The organism is Arthrobacter sp. TMT4-20 (genome assembly GCF_054510775.1).
On the sequence record NZ_JBTNDW010000018.1, the window covers coordinates 28,900 to 53,125 of the forward strand.

23 protein-coding genes are annotated in these 24,226 nt (G+C 61.6%); 13 read left to right on the forward strand and 10 right to left on the reverse strand.

Annotated elements, in window-relative coordinates:
• Positions 1-9: 9 nt before the first annotated feature.
• The 7 genes from ACX80Z_RS14470 to ACX80Z_RS14500 all read right to left on the reverse strand — a co-directional run bounded on the left by ACX80Z_RS14470 (position 10) and on the right by ACX80Z_RS14500 (position 8,461).
• Positions 10-1,374, reverse strand: coding sequence for an extracellular solute-binding protein (locus ACX80Z_RS14470; protein WP_459316345.1), 1,365 nt, complete (start codon positions 1,372-1,374; stop codon positions 10-12).
• A 276-nt stretch (positions 1,375-1,650) separates the two neighbouring features.
• Positions 1,651-2,853, reverse strand: a complete 1,203-nt coding sequence (locus ACX80Z_RS14475) for an ROK family transcriptional regulator (protein ID WP_459316346.1) — start codon at positions 2,851-2,853, stop codon at positions 1,651-1,653.
• Positions 2,854-3,340: 487 nt separating this feature from the next.
• A complete protein-coding gene (locus ACX80Z_RS14480) occupies positions 3,341-3,766 on the reverse strand; it encodes a VOC family protein (RefSeq protein WP_459316347.1) in 426 nt (141 codons plus the stop codon).
• 443 nt (positions 3,767-4,209) lie between these two features.
• Positions 4,210-4,725, reverse strand: a complete 516-nt coding sequence (locus tag ACX80Z_RS14485) for a hypothetical protein (RefSeq protein WP_459316348.1) — start codon at positions 4,723-4,725, stop codon at positions 4,210-4,212.
• A 733-nt stretch (positions 4,726-5,458) separates the two neighbouring features.
• A complete protein-coding gene (locus ACX80Z_RS14490) occupies positions 5,459-5,770 on the reverse strand; it encodes a hypothetical protein (protein WP_459316349.1) in 312 nt (103 codons plus the stop codon).
• Positions 5,771-6,152: 382 nt separating this feature from the next.
• Positions 6,153-7,280, reverse strand: a complete 1,128-nt coding sequence (locus ACX80Z_RS14495) for a hypothetical protein (RefSeq protein WP_459316350.1) — start codon at positions 7,278-7,280, stop codon at positions 6,153-6,155.
• 155 nt (positions 7,281-7,435) lie between these two features.
• The gene (locus ACX80Z_RS14500) at positions 7,436-8,461 is read right to left on the reverse strand and encodes a zinc-dependent alcohol dehydrogenase family protein (protein ID WP_459316351.1); all 1,026 of its coding nucleotides are present in this window, start codon (positions 8,459-8,461) and stop codon (positions 7,436-7,438) included.
• Positions 8,462-8,840: 379 nt separating this feature from the next.
• Between ACX80Z_RS14500 and ACX80Z_RS14505 the strand changes: the two genes are divergently transcribed.
• The 13 genes from ACX80Z_RS14505 to ACX80Z_RS14565 all read left to right on the forward strand — a co-directional run bounded on the left by ACX80Z_RS14505 (position 8,841) and on the right by ACX80Z_RS14565 (position 21,837).
• Entirely contained in the window at positions 8,841-9,182 is a 342-nt protein-coding gene (locus ACX80Z_RS14505; RefSeq protein WP_024477399.1) for a CU044_2847 family protein, read from the forward strand.
• A 128-nt stretch (positions 9,183-9,310) separates the two neighbouring features.
• Entirely contained in the window at positions 9,311-11,125 is a 1,815-nt protein-coding gene (gene acsA / locus ACX80Z_RS14510) for an acetate--CoA ligase (RefSeq protein WP_459316352.1), read from the forward strand.
• Positions 11,122-12,138, forward strand: coding sequence for a pyruvate dehydrogenase (acetyl-transferring) E1 component subunit alpha (gene pdhA / locus ACX80Z_RS14515; RefSeq protein WP_024477397.1), 1,017 nt, complete (start codon positions 11,122-11,124; stop codon positions 12,136-12,138). The genes acsA and pdhA overlap by 4 nt, the downstream gene beginning before the upstream one ends.
• Positions 12,135-13,115: an alpha-ketoacid dehydrogenase subunit beta gene (locus ACX80Z_RS14520; protein WP_459316353.1), complete on the forward strand. Its 981-nt coding sequence runs from the start codon at positions 12,135-12,137 to the stop codon at positions 13,113-13,115. The genes pdhA and ACX80Z_RS14520 overlap by 4 nt, the downstream gene beginning before the upstream one ends.
• A complete protein-coding gene (locus ACX80Z_RS14525; protein WP_459316354.1) occupies positions 13,108-14,538 on the forward strand; it encodes a 2-oxo acid dehydrogenase subunit E2 in 1,431 nt (476 codons plus the stop codon). The genes ACX80Z_RS14520 and ACX80Z_RS14525 overlap by 8 nt, the downstream gene beginning before the upstream one ends.
• A complete protein-coding gene (locus ACX80Z_RS14530) occupies positions 14,535-14,777 on the forward strand; it encodes an acyl carrier protein (protein WP_459303639.1) in 243 nt (80 codons plus the stop codon). Before ACX80Z_RS14525 ends, ACX80Z_RS14530 begins: the two co-directional genes overlap by 4 nt.
• Positions 14,778-14,827: 50 nt before the next feature.
• Complete coding sequence (locus ACX80Z_RS14535) at positions 14,828-16,210, forward strand: MBL fold metallo-hydrolase (RefSeq protein ID WP_459316355.1); 1,383 nt, start codon at positions 14,828-14,830, stop codon at positions 16,208-16,210.
• A gap of 291 nt (positions 16,211-16,501) precedes the next feature.
• Complete coding sequence (gene ppk2, locus ACX80Z_RS14540; RefSeq protein WP_024477392.1) at positions 16,502-17,374, forward strand: polyphosphate kinase 2; 873 nt, start codon at positions 16,502-16,504, stop codon at positions 17,372-17,374.
• A 187-nt stretch (positions 17,375-17,561) separates the two neighbouring features.
• A complete protein-coding gene (locus ACX80Z_RS14545) occupies positions 17,562-18,644 on the forward strand; it encodes a TerC family protein (protein WP_024477391.1) in 1,083 nt (360 codons plus the stop codon).
• Positions 18,645-18,747: 103 nt separating this feature from the next.
• The gene (locus ACX80Z_RS14550) at positions 18,748-19,119 is read left to right on the forward strand and encodes a hypothetical protein (RefSeq protein ID WP_459303641.1); all 372 of its coding nucleotides are present in this window, start codon (positions 18,748-18,750) and stop codon (positions 19,117-19,119) included.
• A 130-nt stretch (positions 19,120-19,249) separates the two neighbouring features.
• Positions 19,250-19,693 carry an RrF2 family transcriptional regulator gene (locus ACX80Z_RS14555; protein WP_459316356.1) on the forward strand — a complete coding sequence of 148 codons (444 nt, stop codon included), beginning with the start codon at positions 19,250-19,252 and terminating at the stop codon, positions 19,691-19,693.
• Positions 19,694-19,795: 102 nt separating this feature from the next.
• Positions 19,796-20,962 (forward strand): globin domain-containing protein, encoded by a 1,167-nt coding sequence (locus tag ACX80Z_RS14560; RefSeq protein WP_459316357.1) that lies wholly within the window; start codon positions 19,796-19,798, stop codon positions 20,960-20,962.
• A 500-nt stretch (positions 20,963-21,462) separates the two neighbouring features.
• Positions 21,463-21,837, forward strand: coding sequence for a cupin domain-containing protein (locus ACX80Z_RS14565; protein WP_024477387.1), 375 nt, complete (start codon positions 21,463-21,465; stop codon positions 21,835-21,837).
• Positions 21,838-22,357: 520 nt separating this feature from the next.
• Here ACX80Z_RS14565 and ACX80Z_RS14570 read toward each other — a convergent pair.
• The 3 genes from ACX80Z_RS14570 to ACX80Z_RS14580 form a co-directional block, all read right to left on the reverse strand.
• Positions 22,358-22,684, reverse strand: coding sequence for a hypothetical protein (locus tag ACX80Z_RS14570; RefSeq protein ID WP_459316358.1), 327 nt, complete (start codon positions 22,682-22,684; stop codon positions 22,358-22,360).
• A complete protein-coding gene (locus ACX80Z_RS14575; protein WP_459316359.1) occupies positions 22,662-23,051 on the reverse strand; it encodes an SDR family oxidoreductase in 390 nt (129 codons plus the stop codon). Before ACX80Z_RS14575 ends, ACX80Z_RS14570 begins: the two co-directional genes overlap by 23 nt.
• Positions 23,052-23,255: 204 nt before the next feature.
• Positions 23,256-23,930: a haloacid dehalogenase type II gene (locus ACX80Z_RS14580; RefSeq protein WP_459316360.1), complete on the reverse strand. Its 675-nt coding sequence runs from the start codon at positions 23,928-23,930 to the stop codon at positions 23,256-23,258.
• Positions 23,931-24,226 lie beyond the last annotated feature (296 nt).

Below are 24,226 nucleotides of genomic sequence, written 5' to 3' on the forward strand. Positions count from 1 at the left end.
CGGGATGGCCTACTCCTCGACCACGTTTTCGTCCCCCACAATGGAACGTAGCGCCTCGTCATATGCTGCGGCCGCGTCCTCTGGCGAGGTCTCGCTTGCTATGACCGCCTCGGTGGCCTCCTGCACGGCCGTGGAGATTTCTGCGTAGTCCGACGTTGCCGGCCGGTAGTTGGTCACGTCAACCACCGCTGATACCTCCTCGATGAACGGGTTCGCCTCAAGGTAGGTCGGATCCTCGGCGATGTCGGTGCGCACTGCGATCTGTGAGTTGTCAACGGTGTATTCCAGCAGGTTCTCCTGGTTCATCGCCATGGTGAGGAATTCGAAGGCCAGGTCCGGGTTCTCGGTACCGGCACCAATGGCCAAGGTCCACCCGCCCGACATACTCACCCCGCCCGGTTCCTGTCCGTTCTGGGTCGGGAACGGTGCCACGCCCATCACGTCGCCATATTCAGCCCACTCGAACTGTCCGCCTTCCTGCCAGAACGACGGCGCGTAGGAGCCCTCAACGGTACCTCCCATCGTGTCTTCCGGCAGTAGGGTCCCCACGACCGTCTGCCAGACGTTGGGATCCAGAGCTTCCGCCGGTGTGACGGCCAGTTCCTCTTGGTAGAGGGTTTGCAGGAAGGTCAACGAGTCAACGAATCCCTGTGAGCCCGCGATCCACTTCTGCTGCTCCTCATCGTAAAGTCCCCCGCTGTCGGTTCCGTAGAGCAATTCGTAGAAGCTCTGCATCACGGTGCCTTCACCGGTGCCTGTCCCCGCGTACATGCTGAACGGTACGGAATCAGGTTGCGCGTCCTTGACGGTGCGGGCCATTTCCAGGATTTCATCCCAGGTGCCGGGCTCCCACGGCACGGCGATGCCAGCGTTTTCCAAGACGTTCTTGTTGTACCAGATCACCCGGGTGTCGGTGCCCAGCGGTACGGCGTAGGTGCCGCCGTCGCTGGCGATCCCGGCTCCCTTAGCGGCGTCATTGAACATGTCCCACTCGTCCCAGCCGTCAAGATACTCGTCAAGCTGGAGCAGGTAACCGGCTTCGACGTCGGAGCGGAGGCGAAAGGTGTCCTCGTAGAAGACGTCCGGTGCGGTGTCAGGCGAGCGCTGGGAGAGGGCCAGCCGCGTGGTGTAGTCCTCATCCGTGCCCTCGACGGGCTCGAGGTTGACGGTGACGCCGTCGTTGGCGGCTTCAAAATCCGTTTTGACCTTCTGCATGAGGGCATCCAACGGGGACGCGTCGCCGGTCTTTTGGTAGACAATCCGCAGGGAATTGGCGTCATCTCCGTTGTCGTCGCCGCCGCCCGCGGAACATCCGCCTAGGGCGAGCGAGCTGACTGCCGCAGCGGCCAGATAAGTCTTGGTGGTGCCGCGCATGGTTCTCCTTTGATCCTTGGGGCTCCGTGCAGACGAGCGCACGCGATACGGGAATAGTACATCGAATGGATTTACTCGACAATGGCTAGGGGAGCCCGTGATCAAGGTGTTACCTCTTCGCTGACCGGCGTTTGTGCGTGCCGGCTATTTGGGCGGGTGCGTGGCCAGGCAAACCCGCCGGGTAGGTGCACAATCGCCGCCTCGAACCGGCAATCGTGCGTCCAACCGGCGGACTTGGTGGATCTGGCGAACAGCACGCCTGCCTGGGCCGCCGAGTCATTCGGCTAGGAGGAGGCGATCTGCGCGCGGACCCAGGGTCTGCTCCAGCATCAGGCACGCAGCGCCGATTGCAGCCACGTCCTCGCCGATTCCTGTGGCTACGACCTCCACCGAGTGGATGCTACGGGCCGCCCGGAATTCAAGCAGCGACGCCGGGATCACTTCAAGGTATCGCCGCGCCAGCGGTGCCCAGAACGGTCCGCCGAAGATGACGCGGTCCACGTCCAGCATGTTGGCGAGGACTGAGACCGCCCGGGCGGTGCGGGCGGCCGCGCGGTCTAGGATCTCTACGGCGCCCGGGTTGCCGCGCTCGGCGGCCTGACAGAGCTGGAGGAAGCTTTCTTTGGTCTCGGTTCCGCCGCTCGGCTGCCTATGGTTGCTCATGACGCCGAGGCTCTCCGCTTCCATTACTAGGGTTTGCGGGATGCAGGTGACGGCGACACAGCCACGCAGGCCGCAGGAGCACTGTGGACCGGCTGGATCCGTGACGATATGGCCAATCTCGCCTGCGTTGCCAGAGGCGCCACGGAGCACCTCACCGTTCATGACTAAGCCGCTGCCGATTCCGGTGCCAATGTAAACGAAAATAAAGCTTTCGATACTGCTATGTCCCCCGGCCCAGATCTCCGCGACGGCGGCGGCTGTGACGTCCTTTTCAACGAGCACGGGCATCCCGGTTGCTTCGGCGAGAGCTTCGCGCAGCGGCACCCGGTGCCAGCCGAGCAGGAGCGGGGGGTCGACGACGGTTCCTGCAGGCAAATCAACCGGACCAGGAGGCGCCACCCCGATGCCTTCGATGCGGTTCCGGTCAACACCGGAACCCGCGATCAGCCGCTCCACTGCGAGGGCGATGGCAGAAATGATGCTGGCGGGATCGTTTCCCAGCGGGGTGTTCAGGGTCCGCCGCTGCAGCACCGTCCCCATCAGGTCCATAAGCACCACGGTCATCACCGCGGGGTCGAGATGGACGCCGACGGCGTAGCGTCCGGACGGGTTAATGCACAGAATGGTCCTGGGCTTGCCGGGGCCGGTGCCGGATTTGCCGGCCTCCACAATGAGATCCTCATCCAACAGGCGGCGGGTGATGTTGGAGACGGCCTGGGGCGAGAGTCCGATGGCTTCGACCAATTCAACGCGACTAAGGCCTTCCCCGGACCGGCGGATCGCGTCGAGCACCACACTCTGATTGAAGTCTCCCATCCGAGGGAGGTTGGTTCCCCGCCGCATTCTGGCCCCTTTCGTCCTTGAAGCTGGCTTTTGTAGCCGGTGCCTGAATCGTACGCCGGAGCCAAGGGGCCCGTCGTTGGCCGCTAAGTTGTCATTTAGCCTCAACCGCAGCGCGAATGGCAGCCACCCCGGACCCGAGCACCCAAACGATGTGGCGGTACGTCGGAGGGCAGCGCCTCTACTTCGACGCTGGGAACGGGCATACTTCGTCTTGGATGACTCGGATTTCGCCTCACCCAAAGCCATCTGCCTCGACGTGGTCCCAACCGTCCGGCGAGGATGCGCTAAATGGGCAGCTGTAAGCCGTTGGCTGTTGTTTCCAGTAGAAGTGGTTAGACGGGGCGCGGGTGTCCACAGTGGTGAGCAAAGCTAGGTTAACCGGTATCGAGTGTTCGCCAGCACCTCGGTGGAACCAATGAATCGGTCCAATAAGCATTTTATTGCGGTGGGATCAGTACGTTCAGGGGCCATCGCTGATCGGGTCTGTGAGTTCGACGGTCTGGCCCATTGGGTCTTTGACCACGTAACTCCAGTAGCCAACCCAGAAGGGCTCAGCTCGCAGAGCAACGGTTCTGGCGTTCTGTAACCGAGCGACGGCACTTCTAAACGCTTCCGGCGATAACGGGATGCTCCACGACGCATGCGTGCGCTTTGGCCTGGGTTCGATTTCTAATCCGAACACCCACCCGGGCTGAAAAGCCCAATCCTTGTCAGCGGTCGCCGTCGGGTCGTCACTGATAGAGAACTGGACATCGCCTCCGATCAGGTAGGCGATGTCTCCTTCTTCGTTCCAGATCTGGTCAAGTCCTAATAAATCGGAGTAGAACCGGCGGGAGGCCTCGACGTTGTTGCTGCGGGTGTAGAGAAAGAACGCGCACGTCGACATCCGGAAAGTTTACGTGCACTATAGGTTCTAGCGAGGGACCCTGCTGGTTCCATCTGGCTCAGACTTGGTCGATGGCAGTAAACGATGGTTTGCGTGTCGCTGATCGTGAGGCTGAAGAATGGCGGTAACACGCCGAGGCCTTCGTCTCGTTTCTCGTGACGGCTTCAGGTTAATGGGGATCCTACCTTTCTGCAGCCAGTTCCGGATTCTCACCATGCGTGTGCATCGGGGGCGTGGTATGTTTTATTCATCATGATCAGCCCGCTCGCCTCACGGCTCGGGCTGATTTTCTTTAACTGGGGGAGCCATGGCTGCACTACACCAAAGAATGGTTGTCCAGCGGATTGGCCGATCGCCCGACATTGCTTCACCGAAGCGACAAGTGCGTCGACGTCTGCCTGCTCGGTTAAGGCGCCGAGATCTCGTTGTGATCGGGTACTGCATCAATCGCATGCTTCGACCGTCCCGCTGACCGATCCCTCAGCGGACACTTTCGCGGGCGGGTTCAATGCGGCAGGGGGGATCACAATCTCTGGCGGTACCTGACTTCGCCGTAGGGGTTTGGTGAAGTGGATAGCGGCCAATGCGGCGGCGGGGAGGAACAAGACCCATCCGAGCGCTGGTATCGGCGCTTGGAAGGGTGGACCGCCCGTAAGCAGGCTGACCGCGGCCAACGGGCCCAGCACAGCACCGAGGGCGGCGGCAGGGATTCGAAGTCCGGACTTTTTGGCTTCAACCAACTTATGCATTCCGAGGGCCGGTGCGGCTGCCGACGCGGCGACCGGCAAGCCGGTCAGGAACGCCAATCCGGACTGCCCGAACACGGTCATCAGGTGCGGCAAACCTGATGTGAAGGAGCCCAGGATGTGCAGGGCGAGGCTGGTCCCGATGCCGACCATGCCCCCGAAGATGACCATCCTGAAAAAGGCGCTTGCCAGCGGCGTAGTTTGTTCCCCCATACGGGGAGGTTAGCGTCCGGTCTCGCCTTGCAACAGAGCCTGTCTCCGATCTCTTGCTTCAGCCAAAGACGTATCCGTCTCATGGGTCGATGCTCCGACGCTGCACTGCGATGGACCCTGGGGGTTGCGGTAGTGGACCGACTTAGGGACGCCTATCCGCTGCGTTGGAGCGGTACGGATTTCCGCAAAAGAGCTGAGGGTAGTTCTTTTAATGCCCTCAGTGATTAGACTCGCTGACACCTAGTCGCTTGAAATTGGGGGAACAATGGAGTCAACCGCAAAGAAGTGCATTCAATGGGGTGTCGTACTAATCATCGGCGGTGGATTTGTGCTGCTTCTGCTCCCGTTGTTGATCGGCCTTCTCGCGCAAACCGCGGGCCAAACGGCGGCTATTGGAGTTGGGGCAGTAGAAATCGTCCTCACCTTAGTTCGGTGGGCGATGATACCGATGGGGACAACGTTGATCGGTGCTGCTATTGTGATCCGCGCCTTTGCCCCGTCGCTTGAACATTCTCAAACGAGCCACACTTCTAACCCATAGGTTGCGGTGCAGTAGGCAACAGATCAGGACACTCAACGTCCGCTACAGCCATAGTTCAGCGCGTAATAATTCCCTCTGCACCTCCGCGAATCGGGTTTAGCGCTTTCTCTCATCTCGCCGGACCTCAACGAGGTGTGTTGCGGTGGGAGATCCTCCTGCGGGGCAGGTGCTTCGCGAGGCGTAGATGGATCTCTACTGCTCGAGTTGTCCGCTGATCCTCGCCGGGATGTGTTCGGGAAAGTCTTCTTCTCCTATCCCGCCAGGTTCGTAGAATGACTCCACGAACCCTCGTACTTCATCGAGCAGTTCGTCTTCGGTCATACGCGCCGTGTCATCTGGTGTATGCCCTGCCGACCCGGCCGCGAACTTACCTACGGTGAACCCGTAGGTTCCCCCTGCTGGGCCGTTGAGCCACGCGAAATCATAGCTGAGGCCTCCATCTGGCTGCCTTCTCTCACTGACCCGGAACAGCTCATCATCGATAGTGACTTCGAACGGCTTCATCCCATAAGTCTAGATTTGCGCCAACGAACCGTCCCACACGAGAATCCCCTAGCGCGTTACATCAGCCCGCAGCCGCCTGTGAACCATCGTTTCCAAATATGTGCTTCTTCAATCAGGTTCCATATGACTCTTGATGCCATACATGGGGCATGTGGATCCGCGCAGCCGATAGCACCGCTCACCGCCCGTGAGGAGCAAGTGCTCCTCACGGTGGCTCGGCGCGCGTAATCGGGTCGAGCTCGCCATGTGGGCTCATGAGACCGGCCGCACCTGAGGCTGGAGCGGGGTGCCGGAGATGCCAGTCGAGATGCCCAAGGCATTCCCGAGCATCACGTTGCGGGGCGTCAGCCGCCAACTGCGACGCGACATGTCCGAGCCCTTGTCACGGTGTCACGCATGCTTCGTTGGAAGGACTTGCTGCGTCGTACCAGCGCAGAACACGGAGAGCCCTGAGGGTGTTCCACCGACTCGGGGTGCCATCGGGTCCTTCGAATCGAAAGTGGACCGCCCCAGGGTGAGTGCCCTCCAGCAGCCAACGTCCGTTTGGCTGACGCTTGGCGCGAACTTGGTCAATCGCCTCAACCAGCCGCGGATCGGCCGGGCCGCCACGCAGGGCGAAGTAGCTCGTCGCCTTGAGCAGGTCATAGTGCCAGCGTGGAGGGTAGGAGAATTGCAACCATCGGGGGTTCACCAGTTCCCCGGTGCGCAACGAACGGAACAGGCTGCGTCGAAGCAGATACTCTTCGCCCTCGTGGCGCGCCCGGCGGACTTCGTCGGATCCACCGGTGTGTCGCTCCCACCTCAGCAAGGCGTCGACCACGTCAAGAGTGCTGGCGAACGATCCCGCTGCCGAACGCGCCTCGGCCCAGCAGTTCCAGCCACCGTCAGGCAGCTGATCGGCCACGATCCGCTGCACCACCGGGTCGACGTCGATGCCCAGGTAGGTGCCGATCAGAATAGTGCCAGCGTTGATGCAGCAGTCGACTTCCCCGGCGAAGAACGGCAACCCCTCATACTCCCACCGGCAGTTGTGGGCGACCAGTTGCGCTGTCTCCCGCATCACCGCGCTGCCCGGCGGTACGCCCAGGTGGCACAGGTCGAGCAACACCGGATAGGTAGCGATCCATGGTTGCTCCGGTTCCTCGCCGGGTGGCTCACCTGGCGTCTCGGTCGGTTCCGCGTCGGGGGTCGGGAACGGTGGAGGTGGCCCGCCGGCAGCCAGGGCCCGCGCGGTACTTTCGGCGAACGCCGCGGTATTCGGGAAGCATGCCCCGCCCGCCCAATGTCCGTCAGGGGCTCGCAGCGCGAGTAGCCCAGCGCCCCACCCTTCGTGTGCCACCCGCGCCCGTTCAAATTCCACCTCATCCTGTGGGGCATCGAGGAGGTCGTGCAACACCTGCCAACGGATCGCTGGATCGCCTTGGAGCAGCCATTGCACGACCGGGTCGTCCCCGGCCATCAGTGGGGTCTGCGGGAGGTAGGGATCGTACTTCTTCAGCGAAGTTTCCACGGTGGCATCGTAATCGAAGGCAAGGACGCAATAAAGACGTGAAGGCAGCGGAAATCCACCCCACGGCCTCCCCTTAGCGGCTGCCGAGTAAAATCTGGGCACCGAAGATACCGCCGTCGGGGTAGCCGGCGTTGAAACTGTAACGACTTGGAGCCTCAACCCTGCCCGGTTGATCCTGAGGGGCGCACGCGAAGGACAGCGGAACCGGTGACCCTGTCTGCGGCGAGATCAGCCAGGGCTGTATCTGCCGCATCAAACGGGTAGACGCTGATGGAAGGAGCCAACGGAATCTGGGCTGCGAGCGCTAGAAATTCCCGTCCATCGGCGCGGGTATTGGCTGTCACGCTGCGCACTTGACGTTCGTAGAACAAATGGGCGTTGTAGTTCAGGGGCGGTATGTCACTGAGATGGATACCGGCAATCGCCAGCGTGCCGCCATGGTCAAGGGCAGCCAGCGCCACTGGCACCAGCTCGCCCACCGGAGCAAAGAGAATGGCGGAATCAAGAGGTACGGGCGGTTCGTCGTAGGCATCGCCGACATACTCTGCCCCAAGCTTTCTGGCTAAGGCGCGGGCCTCCTCGGAACGGGTCATGACGTAGACGGATGCGCCTTGGTACATCGCCATCTGCGCGGTCAAGTGCGCGGAACTGCCGAAACCATAGATGCCTAGGCGTCCACCAGATGGCACATTTGCCCGTTTCAGCGAACGGTAACCAATAATGCCGGAACACAGCAGTGGTGCGGCTTGTTCATCCGTGAAAGCCTCCGGAATGAGATAGGCGAAGTCCTGGGAGACGGTGAGTTGCTCGGCGTAACCGCCGTCCTTGTCCCATCCAGTGAGGACGGGTGCCGCGCACAGATTCTCATCACCCCGGCGACAGTAGGGGCACGTACCGCAGACGCCGCCCAGCCAGGCAACGCCGACCCTGTCGCCTGGCGCGAACCCGGAACTGCCTGGGCCGCTCGCTACCACTGTGCCCACTGCCTCGTGACCGGGGATGACGGCAGGGCGACGCGGCTGGAGGTCACCCTCGGCCAGATGGAGATCGGTACGGCACACACCGCAGACTTTCACATCCACCAGGAGTTCATTGGGGCCGGGTTCAGGGGTTCCACGGACCCCCTTGACCATGGGCCGGGTATTCATGGGACCGGGTTGGTCCACCCACCAAGCGAGCACCGAGACCTCCTACATCATCGGACTCAACAATGTCAGGTTAGGAAACGCACCCGAAGAGCCGAAAGTCCCACCTTCCTGAGCAACCCGGTTGTCCGCTGGGCAGGGGTCGACGGAAATGCCCGAGACACAAATAGAGCGAACAGTTTCCTAGCGGTTCATGACATCGGAGGGCAGGCCTTTCTACCCTAGCGGGCGGATTTTGGGCAGCGTTGACTTGAACTGCGGGCCGAAAGTACAAGCGGGACGGAAGGTGGAACTCTTCCGCACCGGATAGAGAGGGAATCGCGTGGATAAGTCGTATCAGGGGCGGTTGGGGCCCTTGTCCTTCACCCAGGCTCAGCACAACATGCGCACGTCCCAATAGCGGAGGAAAGCTGCCATGACTGAGGTAATGCGGTATGAAGTGGGCTCCGGGACGGTGCTCGTCGAGACTGAAGATAACAGCTACGGCGTGAACCACCCGGCCCGCAACGAACAGGGAATCCTGGATGTCGGCAGGCGTCTGGAGGATGCTCTCGCGAGCATCCGCCCAGCAGCCCGGGCAGCGTTGGAGGCCATGGCAGAGCTGACCCCTGAAAAGGTGGAGATCGAATTCGGCGTGAAACTGGCTGGGGATGCGGGGGCGCTGATCGCCCGCAGCAGTGGGGACGCGCATTTCATCCTCAGGATGTCGTGGAGTCCTTCGAATGCTGCTCCCCTGGACGAGGAAGAGACAACCTGATGAGGACCGCGGTGTTCGGGTTCTCGAACAGGGCTGGTGCAGGGCCCGCTGCACTACGAGGACCTGCCGGTTGAACCTGAGCTCGAAACCGAGCCCATGGGCTTCTAACGGATAGGAGTGATGGAACCATGAAAGCAGCAACCGCACGTCCCACCCGGTGGCCTGTCATCGTGAAGGACCCGGCATCGTTTCGCGTGCCGCCCAATCTCGGCGAGTACGAGGAAGTTCGGAAGTCCTTCACATGGGACCAGGCGCGGCGAGAGCTATCCGGGCTACCCGGGGGCCGGGGTCTGAACATCGCCTACGAGGCAGTAGACCGGCACGCCGCAGGTGACCGGTCCGGCATTGAAGCGCTGCGCTTCATCCGGTCAGACGGCGGCACCCGCTCACTGAGTTATGCGCAGCTGGCCAGCCAGACCAGCCGGTTTGCCGCGGTCCTGCGGGAACTCGGGGTCGGGAGGGGCGAACGGGTCTTCTCCCTCCTGGGCCGCAGCCCGGACCTTTACGTGGCGGTCCTGGGCACGTTTAAAAATGCCAGTGTCTTCTGCCCGCTCTTTCCGGCCTTTGGTCCCGAACCGGTGCAGCAAAGACTGCGTCTCGGGGCGGGCCGTGTGCTGGTGACCAGCAGGGCGTTGTACCGGAAGAAGGTCGCACCCATCAGGGAGAGCCTTCCCGAGCTGCGCTTCGTCCTGCTGGCCGATGCTGACGGCCACCCTGAACCGGACACCCTGGACCTCACCGAGCTCCTGGCCCAAGCCTCGCCGGACCAGGACATTGCGGTCACGCAGCCCGAGGACATGGCCCTGCTGCACTTCACCAGCGGAACCACAGGCACCCCCAAAGGTGCGATCCACGTCCATGAGGCAGTGGTCGCCCACTATGCCACCGGCCGCTACGCCCTGGACCTCCATCCGGATGACATCTACTGGTGCACAGCCGATCCGGGTTGGGTTACCGGGACCTCCTACGGCATCATCGCACCCCTGGTCCATGGGGTCACTGTGGTGGTGGATGAGGAAGAACTCGACATTGACCGGTGGTACAGGATTCTCGCCGAACAGCACATCACGGTCTGGTACACGGCTCCGACGGCGCTGCGCATGCTGATGAAGGCGGGGGCTGAGAGGGCTGCTGGCCACGACTTGTCTGCCCTGCGCTTCGTCGCGAGTGTTGGCGAGCCGTTGAATCCCGAAGCCGTGGTGTGGGGACAGGATGTCCTCGGCCTGCCGATTCATGACAACTGGTGGCAGACCGAGACCGGGGGCATCATGATCTCCAACTATCCTTCCATGCCCATCCGCCCCGGCTCCATGGGGCGAGCGCTGCCGGGAATCGAAGCTGCGCTGGTAGCGCGGGACGCCCACGGTGAGCCCATCATCCAGGACGGAAAGGCCACGCTCGTCACCGACCCGGACACCATGGGGGAACTGGCGCTCCGGCCCGGATGGCCTTCCATGTTCCGCGGCTACCTCAACGAGGACGAGAGGTACCGCCACTGTTTCGCCGGTGGCTGGTATCTCACCGGCGACCTGGCAAGGCGCGACGGCGACGGGTACTTCTGGTTCGTGGGCCGCGGGGACGATGTCATCAAGTCATCAGGTCACCTGATCGGGCCCTTCGAAGTGGAAAGCTGCCTGATGGAGCACCCGGCAGTGGCGGAGGCCGGGGTCATCGGTGTCCCCGACCCGGTGGCCGGAGAAGTGGTCAAGGCCTTTGTCGAACTGCAGCGAGGCCAGGAACCCTCCGAGGAACTCCGGCTGCAAATTATCGGATTCGCCCGCAAACGCTTGGGCGCCGCGGTCGCCCCCAGGGTCCTCGAGTTCACCACCGACCTGCCCAAGACCCGTAGCGGCAAGATTCTCCGCCGGCTGCTCAAGGCGCGCGAGCTGAGCCTGCCCGAGGGCGACCTGTCAACGCTGGAACAGGCCGGGCTGCGGCCATGAACGAGCGGCGGGAGCAGGCCATCCCTGATGCTGGCCACGCCCGGCATCTCTTGCGGCAGATGCTGCGTGTGCGCACCCTCGAGGAAAAGTGCATTGAACTTTACAGCGCCGCTAAGATCCGCGGCTTCCTGCATGTCTACATCGGTGAAGAAGCCGTGGCCGCCGGGGTGCTGGAAACGCTGGCGCCGGAGGACGCTGTGGTGGCCACCTACCGGGAGCACGGCCATGCGCTCCTGCGGGGGTTGTCCGCCGGCTCCATCCTGGCCGAGATGTATGGGCGTCTTGAAGGATGCTGCCGCGGCCGGGGCGGCTCCATGCACCTCTTCGATGCCGCCACCCGCTTCTACGGTGGAAACGCGATTGTGGCCGGCGGGTTGCCGCTCGCCGTCGGCCTAGCCTTGGCCGACAAAATGGCCGGCCGGCGCCGGGTGACCGCCTGCTTCTTTGGGGAAGGTGCGGTAGCTGAAGGCGAGTTCCACGAAAGCCTGAACCTTGCAGCGCTGTGGCAGCTTCCGGTGCTCTTCTGCTGCGAGAACAACCTGTACGCCATGGGCACGGCACTGTTCCGTTCGGAGTCACAAACCGACATGGCCCTCAAGGCCGCCGGCTATGAGATACCCGCCTGGGCCGTCGACGGGATGGACGTGCTCGCGGTCGAGGAAGCTGCCCGGCGGGCCGTTGATGCCGTGCGCTCCGGCGGAGGCCCGCATTTCCTGGAGCTGCGTACCTACCGCTTCCGCGCCCACTCGATGTTCGACCCTGAGCTGTACCGGGAGAAATCCGAGGTGGCCCGGTGGATGGAACGGGATCCCATCGTCCTGATCAAATCCGCGCTGGAGGCGGCAGGTGAGCTGTCGGACGAGCAGTGGGCCGCGCTGCAGGCCGACGTCGACGCGGAGGTGGCTGCCGGCGTCGAATTCGCAGAGGCGGGCACACTCGAACCGGTGGAGGACCTCACCCGGTTTGTCTACAGCGAGCGAAACGACGTAGCCGAAGGGGGGCCGGCAGCATGAAAACCACTTACCGGGAAGCGGTCAGGGCAGCCCTCCGGGACGCCCTGCAGCGCGACGAGCGGGTGTTCCTGATGGGCGAGGACGTGGGCCGCTACGGCGGCAGCTTCGCCGTCAGCCTGGGCCTTCTTGAGGAATTCGGCCCGGAGCGCATCCGCGATACTCCGCTGTCCGAATCCGGCTTTGTCGGGGCGGGAATCGGAGCGGCCCTGGGCGGAATGCGTCCCGTCGTCGAAATCATGACAGTCAACTTCAGCCTGCTTGCCCTGGACCAGATCATCAACAACGCAGCGACCCTGCTGCACATGTCCGGCGGCCAATTCAACGTGCCAATAGTGATCCGGATGACCACAGGGGCGGGCCGCCAGCTCGGCGCACAGCACTCGCACAGCCTGGAAGGGTGGTACGCGCACATTCCGGGCCTGCGCATCCTGGCCCCCGCCACCCTCGCCGACGCCCGCGGGATGTTATGGACCGCGCTCCAGGACGCGGACCCGGTGCTGATCTTCGAGCACGGGTCGCTGTACAACGTCGCGGGGGAGCTGGAGGACGGCGCCGGGCCTGTGGACATCGACAAAGCTGCCATCCGGCGCCGCGGAAACGCCGTCACCCTTATCACCTACGGCGGTACCCTTCCCATCGTGCTGGAGGCCGCGGACCGCTTGGCCGGGGACGGCATTGACGCTGAGGTCCTTGACCTGCGCACCCTCCGGCCGCTCGACGACGGGACCATCTTCAACAGCGTCGGCAAGACCCACCGGGCAGTGGTCGTGGATGAAGGCTGGCGGAGCGGCAGCCTCTCCGCCGAGATCGCCGCCAGGATCGGCGAGCACGCCTTTTTCGACCTCGACGCCCCGGTGGAACGGGTCTGCAGTGAAGAAGTGCCCGTGCCGTACGCCAAGCACATGGAGCTGGCCGCGCTGCCGTCGGTTGAGAGGGTCGTGGCTGCCGTGCGGAAGGCCGTGGGAAACCGTGGCTGAGTTTCGAATGCCGTCCCTGGGCGCCGATATGGAGCACGGCAAGGTGGTGGAGTGGCTGGTCAAGCCCGGTGACTATGTCCACAAGGGTGACATCGTGGCCGCTGTGGACACCGACAAGACCGTCATGGACATCGAGTCATTCGAGGAAGGCGTGGTCGCCGAGTTCCTTGTGGACATCGGCGACACCGTGAACGTAGGGACACCCATCGCCCGGTTCACTCCGACACCCGCCGACCGAAGCCCGGCCCCGTCAGAACCAACCCCCACCATGGCGTCGGCTGGCGAACCCCGGCCGGCACCAGCCGTTGTGGAGCCCAAAGTCCCTTCATCTCCGCCGGTAAAACACGGCAGCAAAATCTCGCCCCCGGTCCGGCATCTGGCCCACTCCCTCGGGGTCGACGTCGGCTCGATCCGTGGCAGCGGCCTGAATGGCGAGGTGACCCGTGCCGACGTCGAAAGTGCTGCCGCCGAGAGTACGGCCAGGGGAGTGCCGGCAGCTCCCGGAGCCCAAAACGGCCCGGCGTGGCAACGCAGGATGCGGTCCTCCCCGCGTGCCCGGCGGCTGGCGACCCAGATTGGGGTCGACCTTCAAGAAGTGGTCGGTACCGGGCCCGACGGCGCCATCACCGAGTCCGATGTCCGTCGCGCCGCGGGCGCGGCCACCGGAAAACGGGAGGCGATGGCATCCGAGCCTCCACGGCAAGCGGAGCCTGCGGTCGACGCTGCACCGCGGAGCCGGAAAGAGATCGGCGGGGATAAGGCCGCCACCCTCAGGCAGGCCATCGGCTCCCTCATGTCCCGTTCGAAGAAGGAAATTCCGCACTACTACTTGGCCAACACTCTTGACCTGGCAACGGCGATGGCGTGGATGCAATCGCAGAACCAACAGCGGCCGGTCTCATCCCGCCTGGTTCCCTCGGCCCTGCTGCTGAAGGCGACGGCATTGGCCGCAAAGGAAACGCCGGAGATGAACGGGTTCTTTACCCGTGGGACGTTTCACCCGAGCGCCAGCGTCCATCTTGGCGTCGCTGTGGCCCTGCGCCACGGAGGTCTGGTGGCTCCCGCCCTGCACGATGCCCAAACGCTGACCCTCGATGAACTTATGGACAAGTTGCGCGGCCTCGTCAGCCGAGCCCGGGCGGGCCGGCTGCAGCGCGCCGAGATGACCGACCCCACCATCACCGTGACCAACCTGGGCGACCTCGGCGTGGACAGCGTCTACGGCGTAATCTATCCACCCCAGGTGGCCATGGTGGGCTTCGGCAAAGTCCTTGAGCAGCCGTGGGCGCACAACGGAATGCTCGGCATCCGCCACACTGTCACCGCAACGCTATCGGCAGACCATCGCGTCAGCGACGGGCTCCGCGGCGGCCGTTTCCTTTCCCGCATCGATGAATTACTGCAGAGACCGGAGGAGTTATGAAGGAACAGGACGCCAGACAGGCAGTGCAGGCAGCAATCAGCCAGGTGGCCCCCGATGTTGAACCTGATGATCTCGAAGGCGGTGCCCGGTTGCGCCAGGACCTGGAACTTGACTCGCTGGACTTTCTTCATCTCGTGGAGACCATCGCAAAGACCACCGGTGTGGACATTCCGGAACGCGACTATCCGGCGGTGGCAACGGTTGACGGCCTCGTTAGTTACCTCGCCGGTCATAGCTGAATGCGGTATCCGGCGGCAGAGTGCGGGAAAATCAACGGGAACGGGAAATTATGAAACACCAGCAGCCGACCCTCCGGTTCCTTGGAGCCACCGATACCGTTACCGGTTCCCGATACCTGATTGAGGCCGGTGGCAAGCGTGTGCTGGTCGACTGCGGACTTTTCCAGGGCTACAAGCGCAGCCGCGAACGCAACCGCGCACCCTTTCCCGTCCCGCCGCATTCCATCGACGCCGTGGTCCTGACTCATGCGCACCTGGACCACACCGGATACTTACCCGCGCTCGTCAGGGACGGCTTCGCCGGACCTGTCTACGCCACAGAGGGCACCTTCGACCTCTGCAAGCTGATCCTCCCGGACAGCGGACACTTACAGGAAGAAGAGGCCAGGTACGCATCCCACCGCGGATCGTCCCAACACAGGCCGCCGCTTCCGCTCTACACGGCGGCCGATGCCGTGAAGTCCCTCAACAGTTTCAAAACCCACGGGTTCGACACCCCCTTGCCGCTTGGCGGAGGCATGGAACTGACGTTCCTGCCCGCCGGTCACATCCTGGGCGCCGCGCAGGTCCATATCCGGATCGGCTCACACTCCGTGCATTTCACCGGGGATCTGGGCCGAGCCGATGATCCTTTCATGTACCCGCCGCGGGCCCTTGGCCGTGTCGGGGTGCTGGTAACCGAGTCAACGTACGGCAACCGGAAACACTCAGGCATGGACCCGCAGAAACAACTTGGGGAGATCATTAATCGGGTGGCGAAACGCGGCGGGGTGATCATGATTGCAGCGTTCGCCGTAGGCCGGGCTGAGACGCTGATGCTGTATCTGTCCAAGCTCCGCAAGAAGAACGCGATTCCGGACATCCCGGTGTACCTGAACAGCCCCATGGCGATCGACGCTTCCCGGATGTACCAGCGGTACCGCGAGGAACACCATCTCAAGCAGGACGACTACGAAGGCATGTATAGGCTAGCCACGCTCACCCGCACCGCGGATGAGTCCAAGCTGCTGAACCTGCGAGGCGGACCGATGATCATCATTTCAGCCAGCGGCATGCTGACCGGCGGCAGGATCCTGCATCACATCGCAGCGTATGGACCGGATCCGAAAAACGCCATCGTCCTCAGCGGCTACCAGGCCAGCGGTACCCGGGGCGCGGTCCTCGCCGCCGGGGAACGTGTGCTCCGCATCTATGGTGAGGACGTTTTGATCCGCGCCGAAGTTATCCAGATGCAAAGCCTGTCTGCCCACGCCGATTCCGACGGGCTCATCGCGTGGATGAAAGCAGCAGAAACCCAACCCCGTATGACCTACATTACGCATGGCGAACCCGTTGCATCGGATGCCCTCCGCATCCGTATTAAACGGGAACTGGGCTGGCGGGCCCGGATGCCTGAACACCTGGAACAGATCTCCATTGAGAACCCGCTATGAAGCCCTGCAGTGGATTGCCCGTACCAACCGAGGGGGCGCCGCACGGGGCATGGTGAGGTTCTGGTCGCAGTGTGAAACCCGCCTGTGACATCTTCCATGGTGGCTGGGCGCCAAGCCATTACGGCGGCTCAGACGCCGACCGTCACCGACCTGCGGTGCATGAACATCAAGAGTAGGAAGGTCCGAGTATCAGCGCCAACGGTTCTCGGAGAAGGCCGGTTCTCGTGGCCCTCGGCCCGAACAGTGGAAGTACCTCCCTGAAATGCTCTGCTCTGGGGCAGAATATGAGGTGTGGTCAAGAAAACGTCTGATGAGGCGAGCCCCCAGGTCCTGTCCAAGAAGGACTACGACAAGGAATTGCTGCGGTTGCAGGAGGAACTGGTCGCCTTGCAGGAGTGGGTGCGCGCAACCGGCACGCGGTTGGTCGTTATTTTCGAAGGACGCGACACCGCCGGTAAGGGCGGAACGATCCAACGCATTAGCGGGGCGCTCAACCCGCGCTTCTGCAGGGTTGTTGCACTCCCGGCGCCCACTGAGCGCGAGCGGTCACAGTGGTACTTTCAACGCTACATCGCCCATCTACCAGCGGCTGGGGAAATTGTGCTGTTCGACCGGTCTTGGTACAACCGGGCCGGGGTGGAGCGGGTGATGGGCTATTGCACCGATGAACAGTATGCCGACTTCGTCGAGGCGGTGCCCATGCTTGAAGAGGCATTGATCTCCGATGGGATCGTCCTGGTGAAGTACTGGTTGAGTCTTTCTGACTCCGAGCAGCGCCGACGATTCCAGGGCCGCATCGATAACCCGGCTAAGCGTTGGAAGCTGAGCACCCTGGACCTTGAGGCGCAAGCCCGGTGGGTTGACTACGCCGAGGCCAAGGACAAGATGTTTGAGTTCAGTGACACCGAGCGCAGCCCGTGGTGGGTGGTCGACGCCGACAACAAGAAGGAGGCCCGGCTTAACCTGATGGCCCATCTGCTATCGCTGCTGCCTTACGAGCGCCGGGAGTTTCCGGACATCGAGTTGCCCGAGCGCCAGAACCGGATCTACGACCGACCGCCGTTGGACCGCCAGCGGTTCGTTCCGCAGCGCTACGAGATCGGGAAATCTAAAAAAGCGCCGAAGGGCAAGAAGAAGGATTCCGCCCAGCATAAGTCCCGCTGAGTGGATGCCGGTTGGTCTGCCGGTTTCGGGTGGGTTAGGATTCTTTTATCAAGGGGAGTACTCCCGTCTGTGATTGGCCCGTCAATACGGATGCACTGAAGCATCTCGGGTCGTTGGTTCCGGTGTTGTCCGGGGCGGAGGAGACCTTGGCGTATCTGTTCAACGCCTACCCCTTGGGAGCAATCTTATGCAGGTCACACCCCTGATCTGGCTCATCACGATCGCTGTGACGATCCTCTTCTTTGTCTACGAGTTCTTCGCCCACGTGCGTAAACCACACGAGCCGTCCATCGCAGAATCGGCGCGCTGGTCGGCCTTCTATATCGGACTGGCACTGTTGTTTGGGGTGGGGATCGGGGTGGTGTCGGGATGGAAGTTCGGCGGTGAGTACTTTGCTGGCTATCTCACCGAGAAGGCTCTGTCGATCGACAACCTATTCGTTTTCCTCATCGTGATGGCCGGATTCGCCGTCCCGAAAAAGTATCAGCAGAAGGTGCTGATGATCGGGATCATCATCGCCCTCATCCTGCGTGGCGGGTTCATCGCTATCGGAGCGACCCTGATCGAGAACTTTTCGTGGGTTTTTTACATCTTCGGCGCTCTACTGCTCGTTCTGGCCTACCGGCAAGCGTTCAGCAGCCACGAGTCCAATCCGGCTAACGGTAGGTTTATGACACTGGTCCGCCGGGTCCTGCCCGTCACCGATGAGTATCACCAGGACAAACTCACTGTGAAGCAGGGCGGGAAGCGCTACGTCACGCCGATGCTGCTGACAATCATCGCGATTGGGTTTGTGGACGTCATCTTCGCTGTCGATTCAATCCCCGCAATCTACGGTCTGACCAACGAGGCCTACATCGTTTTCACCGCCAACGCCTTCGCGTTGATGGGTCTGCGGCAGTTGTTCTTCCTCATCGGAGGGCTGCTCGAGCGCTTGGTCTACCTCGCCCAGGGTCTGGCCGTCATCCTCGGCTTCATCGGAGTGAAGCTCGTCTTCCACGCCCTGCACGTCAACGAGCTCCCCTTCGTCAACGGCGGGGAGCCACTTCTTTGGGTACCCGAGATCCCCATCTGGTTCTCGCTGCTCTTCATCGCAGCCACCGTCGTTGTAGCGACCGTCGCGAGTCTACTCAAGACCCGCAGCGCCGAGGACATGGACGAGCAGGTACTGGTAAACGGCATACCGGTAGACGCCGTACGTCCACACGAGCTGGCCGAGCATTCTGAGGTCGATGGGAGGACGGAGTCCACTGCCGACACGTCCAAATAGGCTTTAACCGGCAGTTGTGAAGGGCGTCGGGGGTGCTGGTGGGTATTGGCGTCCTACGCGGATCCGTGAGCAGGGAGGGGCCCGCATCCCGTATCGTTGTCTGATGGTTACACGACGTGAAGCAGCTCAAATCCTCGATATTTCCCTGGAAATGGCGCACCGTCACGGTATCCCTGCAAGGCTGACGGACACCGAGCTATCCGAGCTCATGGACAGTCCACCGGGCTGGCTCGTTCAGTCCAGGAACAACCGGACGGGTAAGCGCCCCGTTTGGGTTCAACTGACCTGCGCGGTCTGTGGTTTCTCGGAAGCCGCACGGCCTAAGAAGTGGTGGCCGCCGTTCACCTATGTCTACTGCGCGCACCACGCCCTTGAGGACCTCCCGCCGGTAATGCCGAGTCTGGTCCGCAGCGAGTACGAGGGAATCGGAAGTCGGTTCGTCGGCATCGTTGATGTCGAAGTGCCAGTCTCCTGACAGCCGGTGTCCGGCCGCGTTTCGCAGGTAGGCCCAGAGATTGATCAGTGGGAAAGGCGAAAGTTCACCTATGAAGGGAACCCGTAGGCCAAATTCCGCCGGGTACCTTTTCTCGGCCTACTGTTGATACATGAGGATCAACGCCTTTTCGGATGTCTGCCTGCGCGTGATGATGATCCTTGCTCCAGCGGCGGAACTGAAAACTTCCAGAGTTATCGCCGAGGAAATTGGCATCCCCTACAACCATGTCAGCAAAGCCGTAATACGGCTCCGCGATCTTGGTCTTGTCGATGTCGTCCGTGGGCGCTCCGGTGGGCTAAGGATCAGTGAGGAGGGCCGCCGTGCGAGTGTCGGCTCTTTGCTGCGGGCTTTGGACACCCGGGAGGATCTCGCGGATTGCCGCACACCGGCCGGTGATTGCCCGCTCATTCACGGTTGCGGTTTGCGTACGGCATTGCGCCGCGCCCGGGAAGCTTTTTACTCGGAGCTCGACGAGGTTGTCATAGCAGGGCTGGCCGATCCCCGTGGGACGGGTCCTGTCTTCGTTGCTTTGAGCACAATAAGTAACCAATAGGTGGTGCCGCAGCGGGGCGCTTGTCATAGCTCAAATAGTTAAACCAGCATATGGGATGCTACTTTTAGAGTAGGCAAATGAGCCTCAAATCTAGGAGACGGCATGCTTTCGACCCAGTCCCATCCCATCATCGAGGCGACTCTTCCCTTGGTGGGCGAGAAAATGCCCGAAATTGCCAAGAACTTCTACGCCAGGCTCTTCACTGCGCATCCGGAGTTGTTTGATGGCCTCTTTAGCCGATCAAATCAGAAAAATGGGACACAGCAGCAGGCCTTGGCGGGAAGCATTGCGGGATTTGCCACTCACATGGTCAATAACCCAGACAGTGCCCCGGAAATTCTGCTGGCCCGTATCGCCCACAAGCACGTGTCCCTCGGCATTGTGCCGGAGCAGTACGACGTCGTTTACAAGCATCTCTTCGACGCTATTGCCGAGGAACTCAGCGATGTAATTACCGCCGAAATAGCTGGAGCATGGACTGAGGTCTACTGGCTGATGGCCCACACCCTGATCAAAATGGAAAAGGGACTATATGCCTCAGCCGCCAATGACAAGCCCTGGGCCCCATGGACGGTGAGCAAAAAAGAAGCTGCGGGCAGCGACGCCGTGACCTTCACTCTCGTTCCTGCCGATGAGACCCCGGTGACACCATCCCAGCCGGGACAGTACGTTGGCGTGAAGGTAAGGATGCCAGACGGCGTTCACCAGGTACGCCAATACTCGCTGGCCGCAGACGACGGGACAGCCGTGCGGGTATTCACCGCCCGACTCGACACGGAGGGCGAAGTAACTCCGGTGCTTCACAACAGCGTCCAGGTCGGCGACCAGTTAATGCTCTCAAACCCCTGTGGAGACGTCACCTTGGCTGACGGTGATCACCCGCTCGTTTTGGCGTCTGCGGGGATCGGCTGCACCCCCACAGCCTCGATTCTGCGGTCCCTGGCTCAACAAGAATCCCGTCGAGAGGTACTCGTCCTGCATGCTGAAGCCAGCCTTGACCGCTGGGCGCTTCGGGAACAGATGAGCAACGACGCGGCAAGCCTCGAGTCCGCCGAGCTCGAGCTCTGGCTGGAAACGCCAACCAGCGATTCGCGTGAGGGATTCATGTCCCTGGACTCAATAACCATCCCGGATAACGCGTCCGTTTACCTTTGCGGACCGCTACCCTTCATGCGCTCAATCCGATCGCAGGCACTAAAATCAGGCGTCCCGGCTGACCGCATCCACTATGAAGTATTCGGATCCGACCTCTGGCTCGCCAACGCCTAAGAGTTGCCCCTAGCTGCCCAGTTGAACGATAACCGCCGCAATCAGCGCCTGCGAGGCGCACTCATCGACACGGTGACCGGCGCACAGTACACACTCACATCACAGTCCAAGGCAGGAGCTATTAAACATCAAGCAGGCGGGGGAGACCCCCGAAATCGTTCCTTCCTACTCAGCCCTCTCCTAGTCTTCCATTCTGCTATCAGGATGACTTGAGGTGATTGCTGAGTGAAATAACTGGATGGCAAAGGGCGGTCGAGCCGGGCTAAGTCTTCCCAACAATCACATCGATGAGCAGGGAGGAAGCGACTTTGGAACCGGGCTTCAGGATGCCGATGAAAGCTGTTGACATAGGCCACAGCTGAGAGCACACTGTAGCCGTTGGTCGCAAATGTCCGGTTTAGCCCTGAAAAGGCCACGCTTCAGAGGTCTCCGGACCCTCATCCCGGAGCATCTCTCCTCCGGGTCAAACCAGTTGGGCAAGGCTTAGTGGGGAGGACGAGATGTCCGCGATAAGTGTCAAGGCTCTGGAATCAAAGTCATTCAACGAACCCGATGAAAAACGCCGTCCGCCTAAGACCGAAGTTGATGTGGTCAACCTTGGCGACACTACCTTAGGCAGGTTCACTTTCGAGCCCGGCTGGAGGTGGTCCGAGACCGTCAAGACCGTGGTGCAGACCGAGAGCTGCCAAAATAGTCATTTGGGGTTTTGTATTGCCGGAACGCTGACAGTTGAGATGGAAGATGGAACCCGCGCCACAATTCGCGTCGGCGAAGCCTATTCAATCCCCCCTGGCCATGATGCCTGGGTCGAAAACGATGAAACATTTGTGGGCTACGAAATTCTGAGCGCAGCCGCATATGCCAAACCTGCTTAGTTCCAGAGGACGAAAGCGGGCGTAGTGGACTCACTCCACAGGCTTGTTCTCGCGTGAGCTTCTCAGCGCGCTGTGGCAGTCGGCACCGGAAACACCGCTGCCTGCCAGCGGGATTGTCATCCCCTGCACAGGTCGGCATATGTTCGGTCTGACAAGGCGCATGTCAGATTCAGCATCACATCTGGGCAGGTGGAGGTTGGCAAATCCCTCGCGGACAGCCCAGCCACCGCGACCATAGCCGCAGGAAGCTTCGCGCCAGACAACGCAAAGCGCGGTCCGGATGTCACGGGTCGAGGCTGTGTCCATGCGAGGGCTCGGGCGGACCATCAGGACGCCATTTGTTCGGTGTCACGGGGGCGGTTGGAGAGTTGCCACCTGATGAGCATGAAACTGCTGAACAATGGAGACCGCTGGGTCTTATCGGAGGCGGGATCGGCGTGCATTCGCCAGCAACAGTGGGTGCCGTCAAATCCCTCGAAGTAGCGCTGAATTTCTGCCGCCAAAAATTGAGTGGGGGCCGTCAGGCTACGTCCCAGTCATGCCCATTCAGCCACCGTGCAAGCGGTAACGCCTCAACCCCAAAGTCTGCGCTGGTCGCCGCCATGTCTATTGCACCACTCCCGCGGCGGATCATGCATCTCACCTGAGCTGCCACCTCAAACGCTACCGTTTCGCCGAAAATGGGCGCCAGCGCAAGCTCGTAATCGTTGGGGTCGATAGACACGTAGGTCATCGGACGTCCGGTAACGTCAGCGAACCGACCGGCGATGTCGACGCCGGTAAGCGCTTCTGGTCCGCCGACGTCGAATCCCCTCCCCGCCAGGTCAGGCCGGTCTAGAGCGGCCACTGTGCGCCTCATAAGCATGAACGTTTTCGCCGGGGATGACGTGCGCGCTGGTATTGAACACGACCAGCTTCACTCCGGCTGCACCGGCGGAGTCGACGGCATTGCGGCCATATGCCTCATGCAATTCGAAGTCATACTGCAGGGGGAGTTGGAGGACCGCACGATCTCTGCCGGCGTTCGCCTTCGCTAGGCTGTCCGGGTCGCCCAAGTCGGCCACTGCGACCTCAGCGCCCCGAGCGCTCCAGTGGGCGGCGCGGTTGGCGTCACGAGTTACGACGCGAGTGGTCCGCCCCTGTGTGAGGAGCTGGTCCTCGACCGGAGTCCCTTGGGTACCCGTTGCCCCGTAGACGAGAATAGTTTCAGTCATCGTTATTCCTTCATCGCCTCCGAAGGTGCACCTGATGTGCGCCGGAGGAGAGCCATTGTCCTCCCAGCGGCGTTCCTCATCTACTACCTAAATGGTCCAGATTGGAGTGTCCGTGACCAGACGAGTCGGAGCAAGACCATCCCAGAGGCATCCAGGACCATTTGGTTATACAACTCGGTGGACTGTTAGGGAGAAGAGGCGAGATCAGGTCGTTTGGAGTGTTCTCGCTAGTTCAATAAGGTCCTGAGATTCTACATCGGGCTGGGCGTAGTAGGAGGGGTAGGCAGTAGCCGAGCGGTTTATCCAGGCGGTCTGCAAACCGGCGGTTTTTGCGCCGTGGATGTCCCACGGGTGGACCGCTACCAGCATGAGATCGCCGGGCGTATGGCCGGTCTGGCGTGAAACGTAGCGGTAGGCCTCTGCGGCTGGTTTCCAGCATGGCGCATCTTGGACGCTGAGCAATCGGGAGAACTTGTCCCGGATGCCGCCCCTGGAGGTTAAAGATTCCGCTACTGAAGGAGAACCGTTGCTAAGCGTGACCAGTTGAGTGATGGTGTTCAGTTTCCTGATGCCGGGTGCCACATCGGGGTGCAGAGGGAGGTTCTTGAACACGCCCATGATGTGATTGGTCTGGTTCTGATAGTTGCCCGGTCCTAAGGTTTGGGTGAGGAGCCGGTGAAGGCTGTCGGATGCGATGTCCAGGAAGGCCGGGTTTTCGCCGGTTGTAGTGAGTGCGAACCCGTCGCGGAGTAATTCGGCGAACCATACACGTGAGAGGGTCTCGTGTAACCCAGATTCTGTGAACGCATTTTTCATCGGCGTCATGTCAGACAAAGTCTCATTGACGTCAAAGACCAGAACTGCCGGTGTTTTGCGCATAGGGATGACCCTTCCTGGCTCGTAGACGAGTTGGTTTTGGACAGTAATGGCCCTGTGACGACGATACCCGCCTCCACCTGATTGCAGACACTTCGCAAATGTTTGACACCTACGAATTGCATTCCTACCTATTGGCGCTACCTCACCAGAAGCCACCCCCAGGATGTATTTCCTAAGGAGTACATGGGACTGTTCGGAATTTGGTGTTTTTGGCCTGATACGTCGGGCGTGAGTCTGGCGGGGAAGGTGCCGTGATGACGACACTGGATGCTGTGAAGAAAAACAAGGCGGAGCCC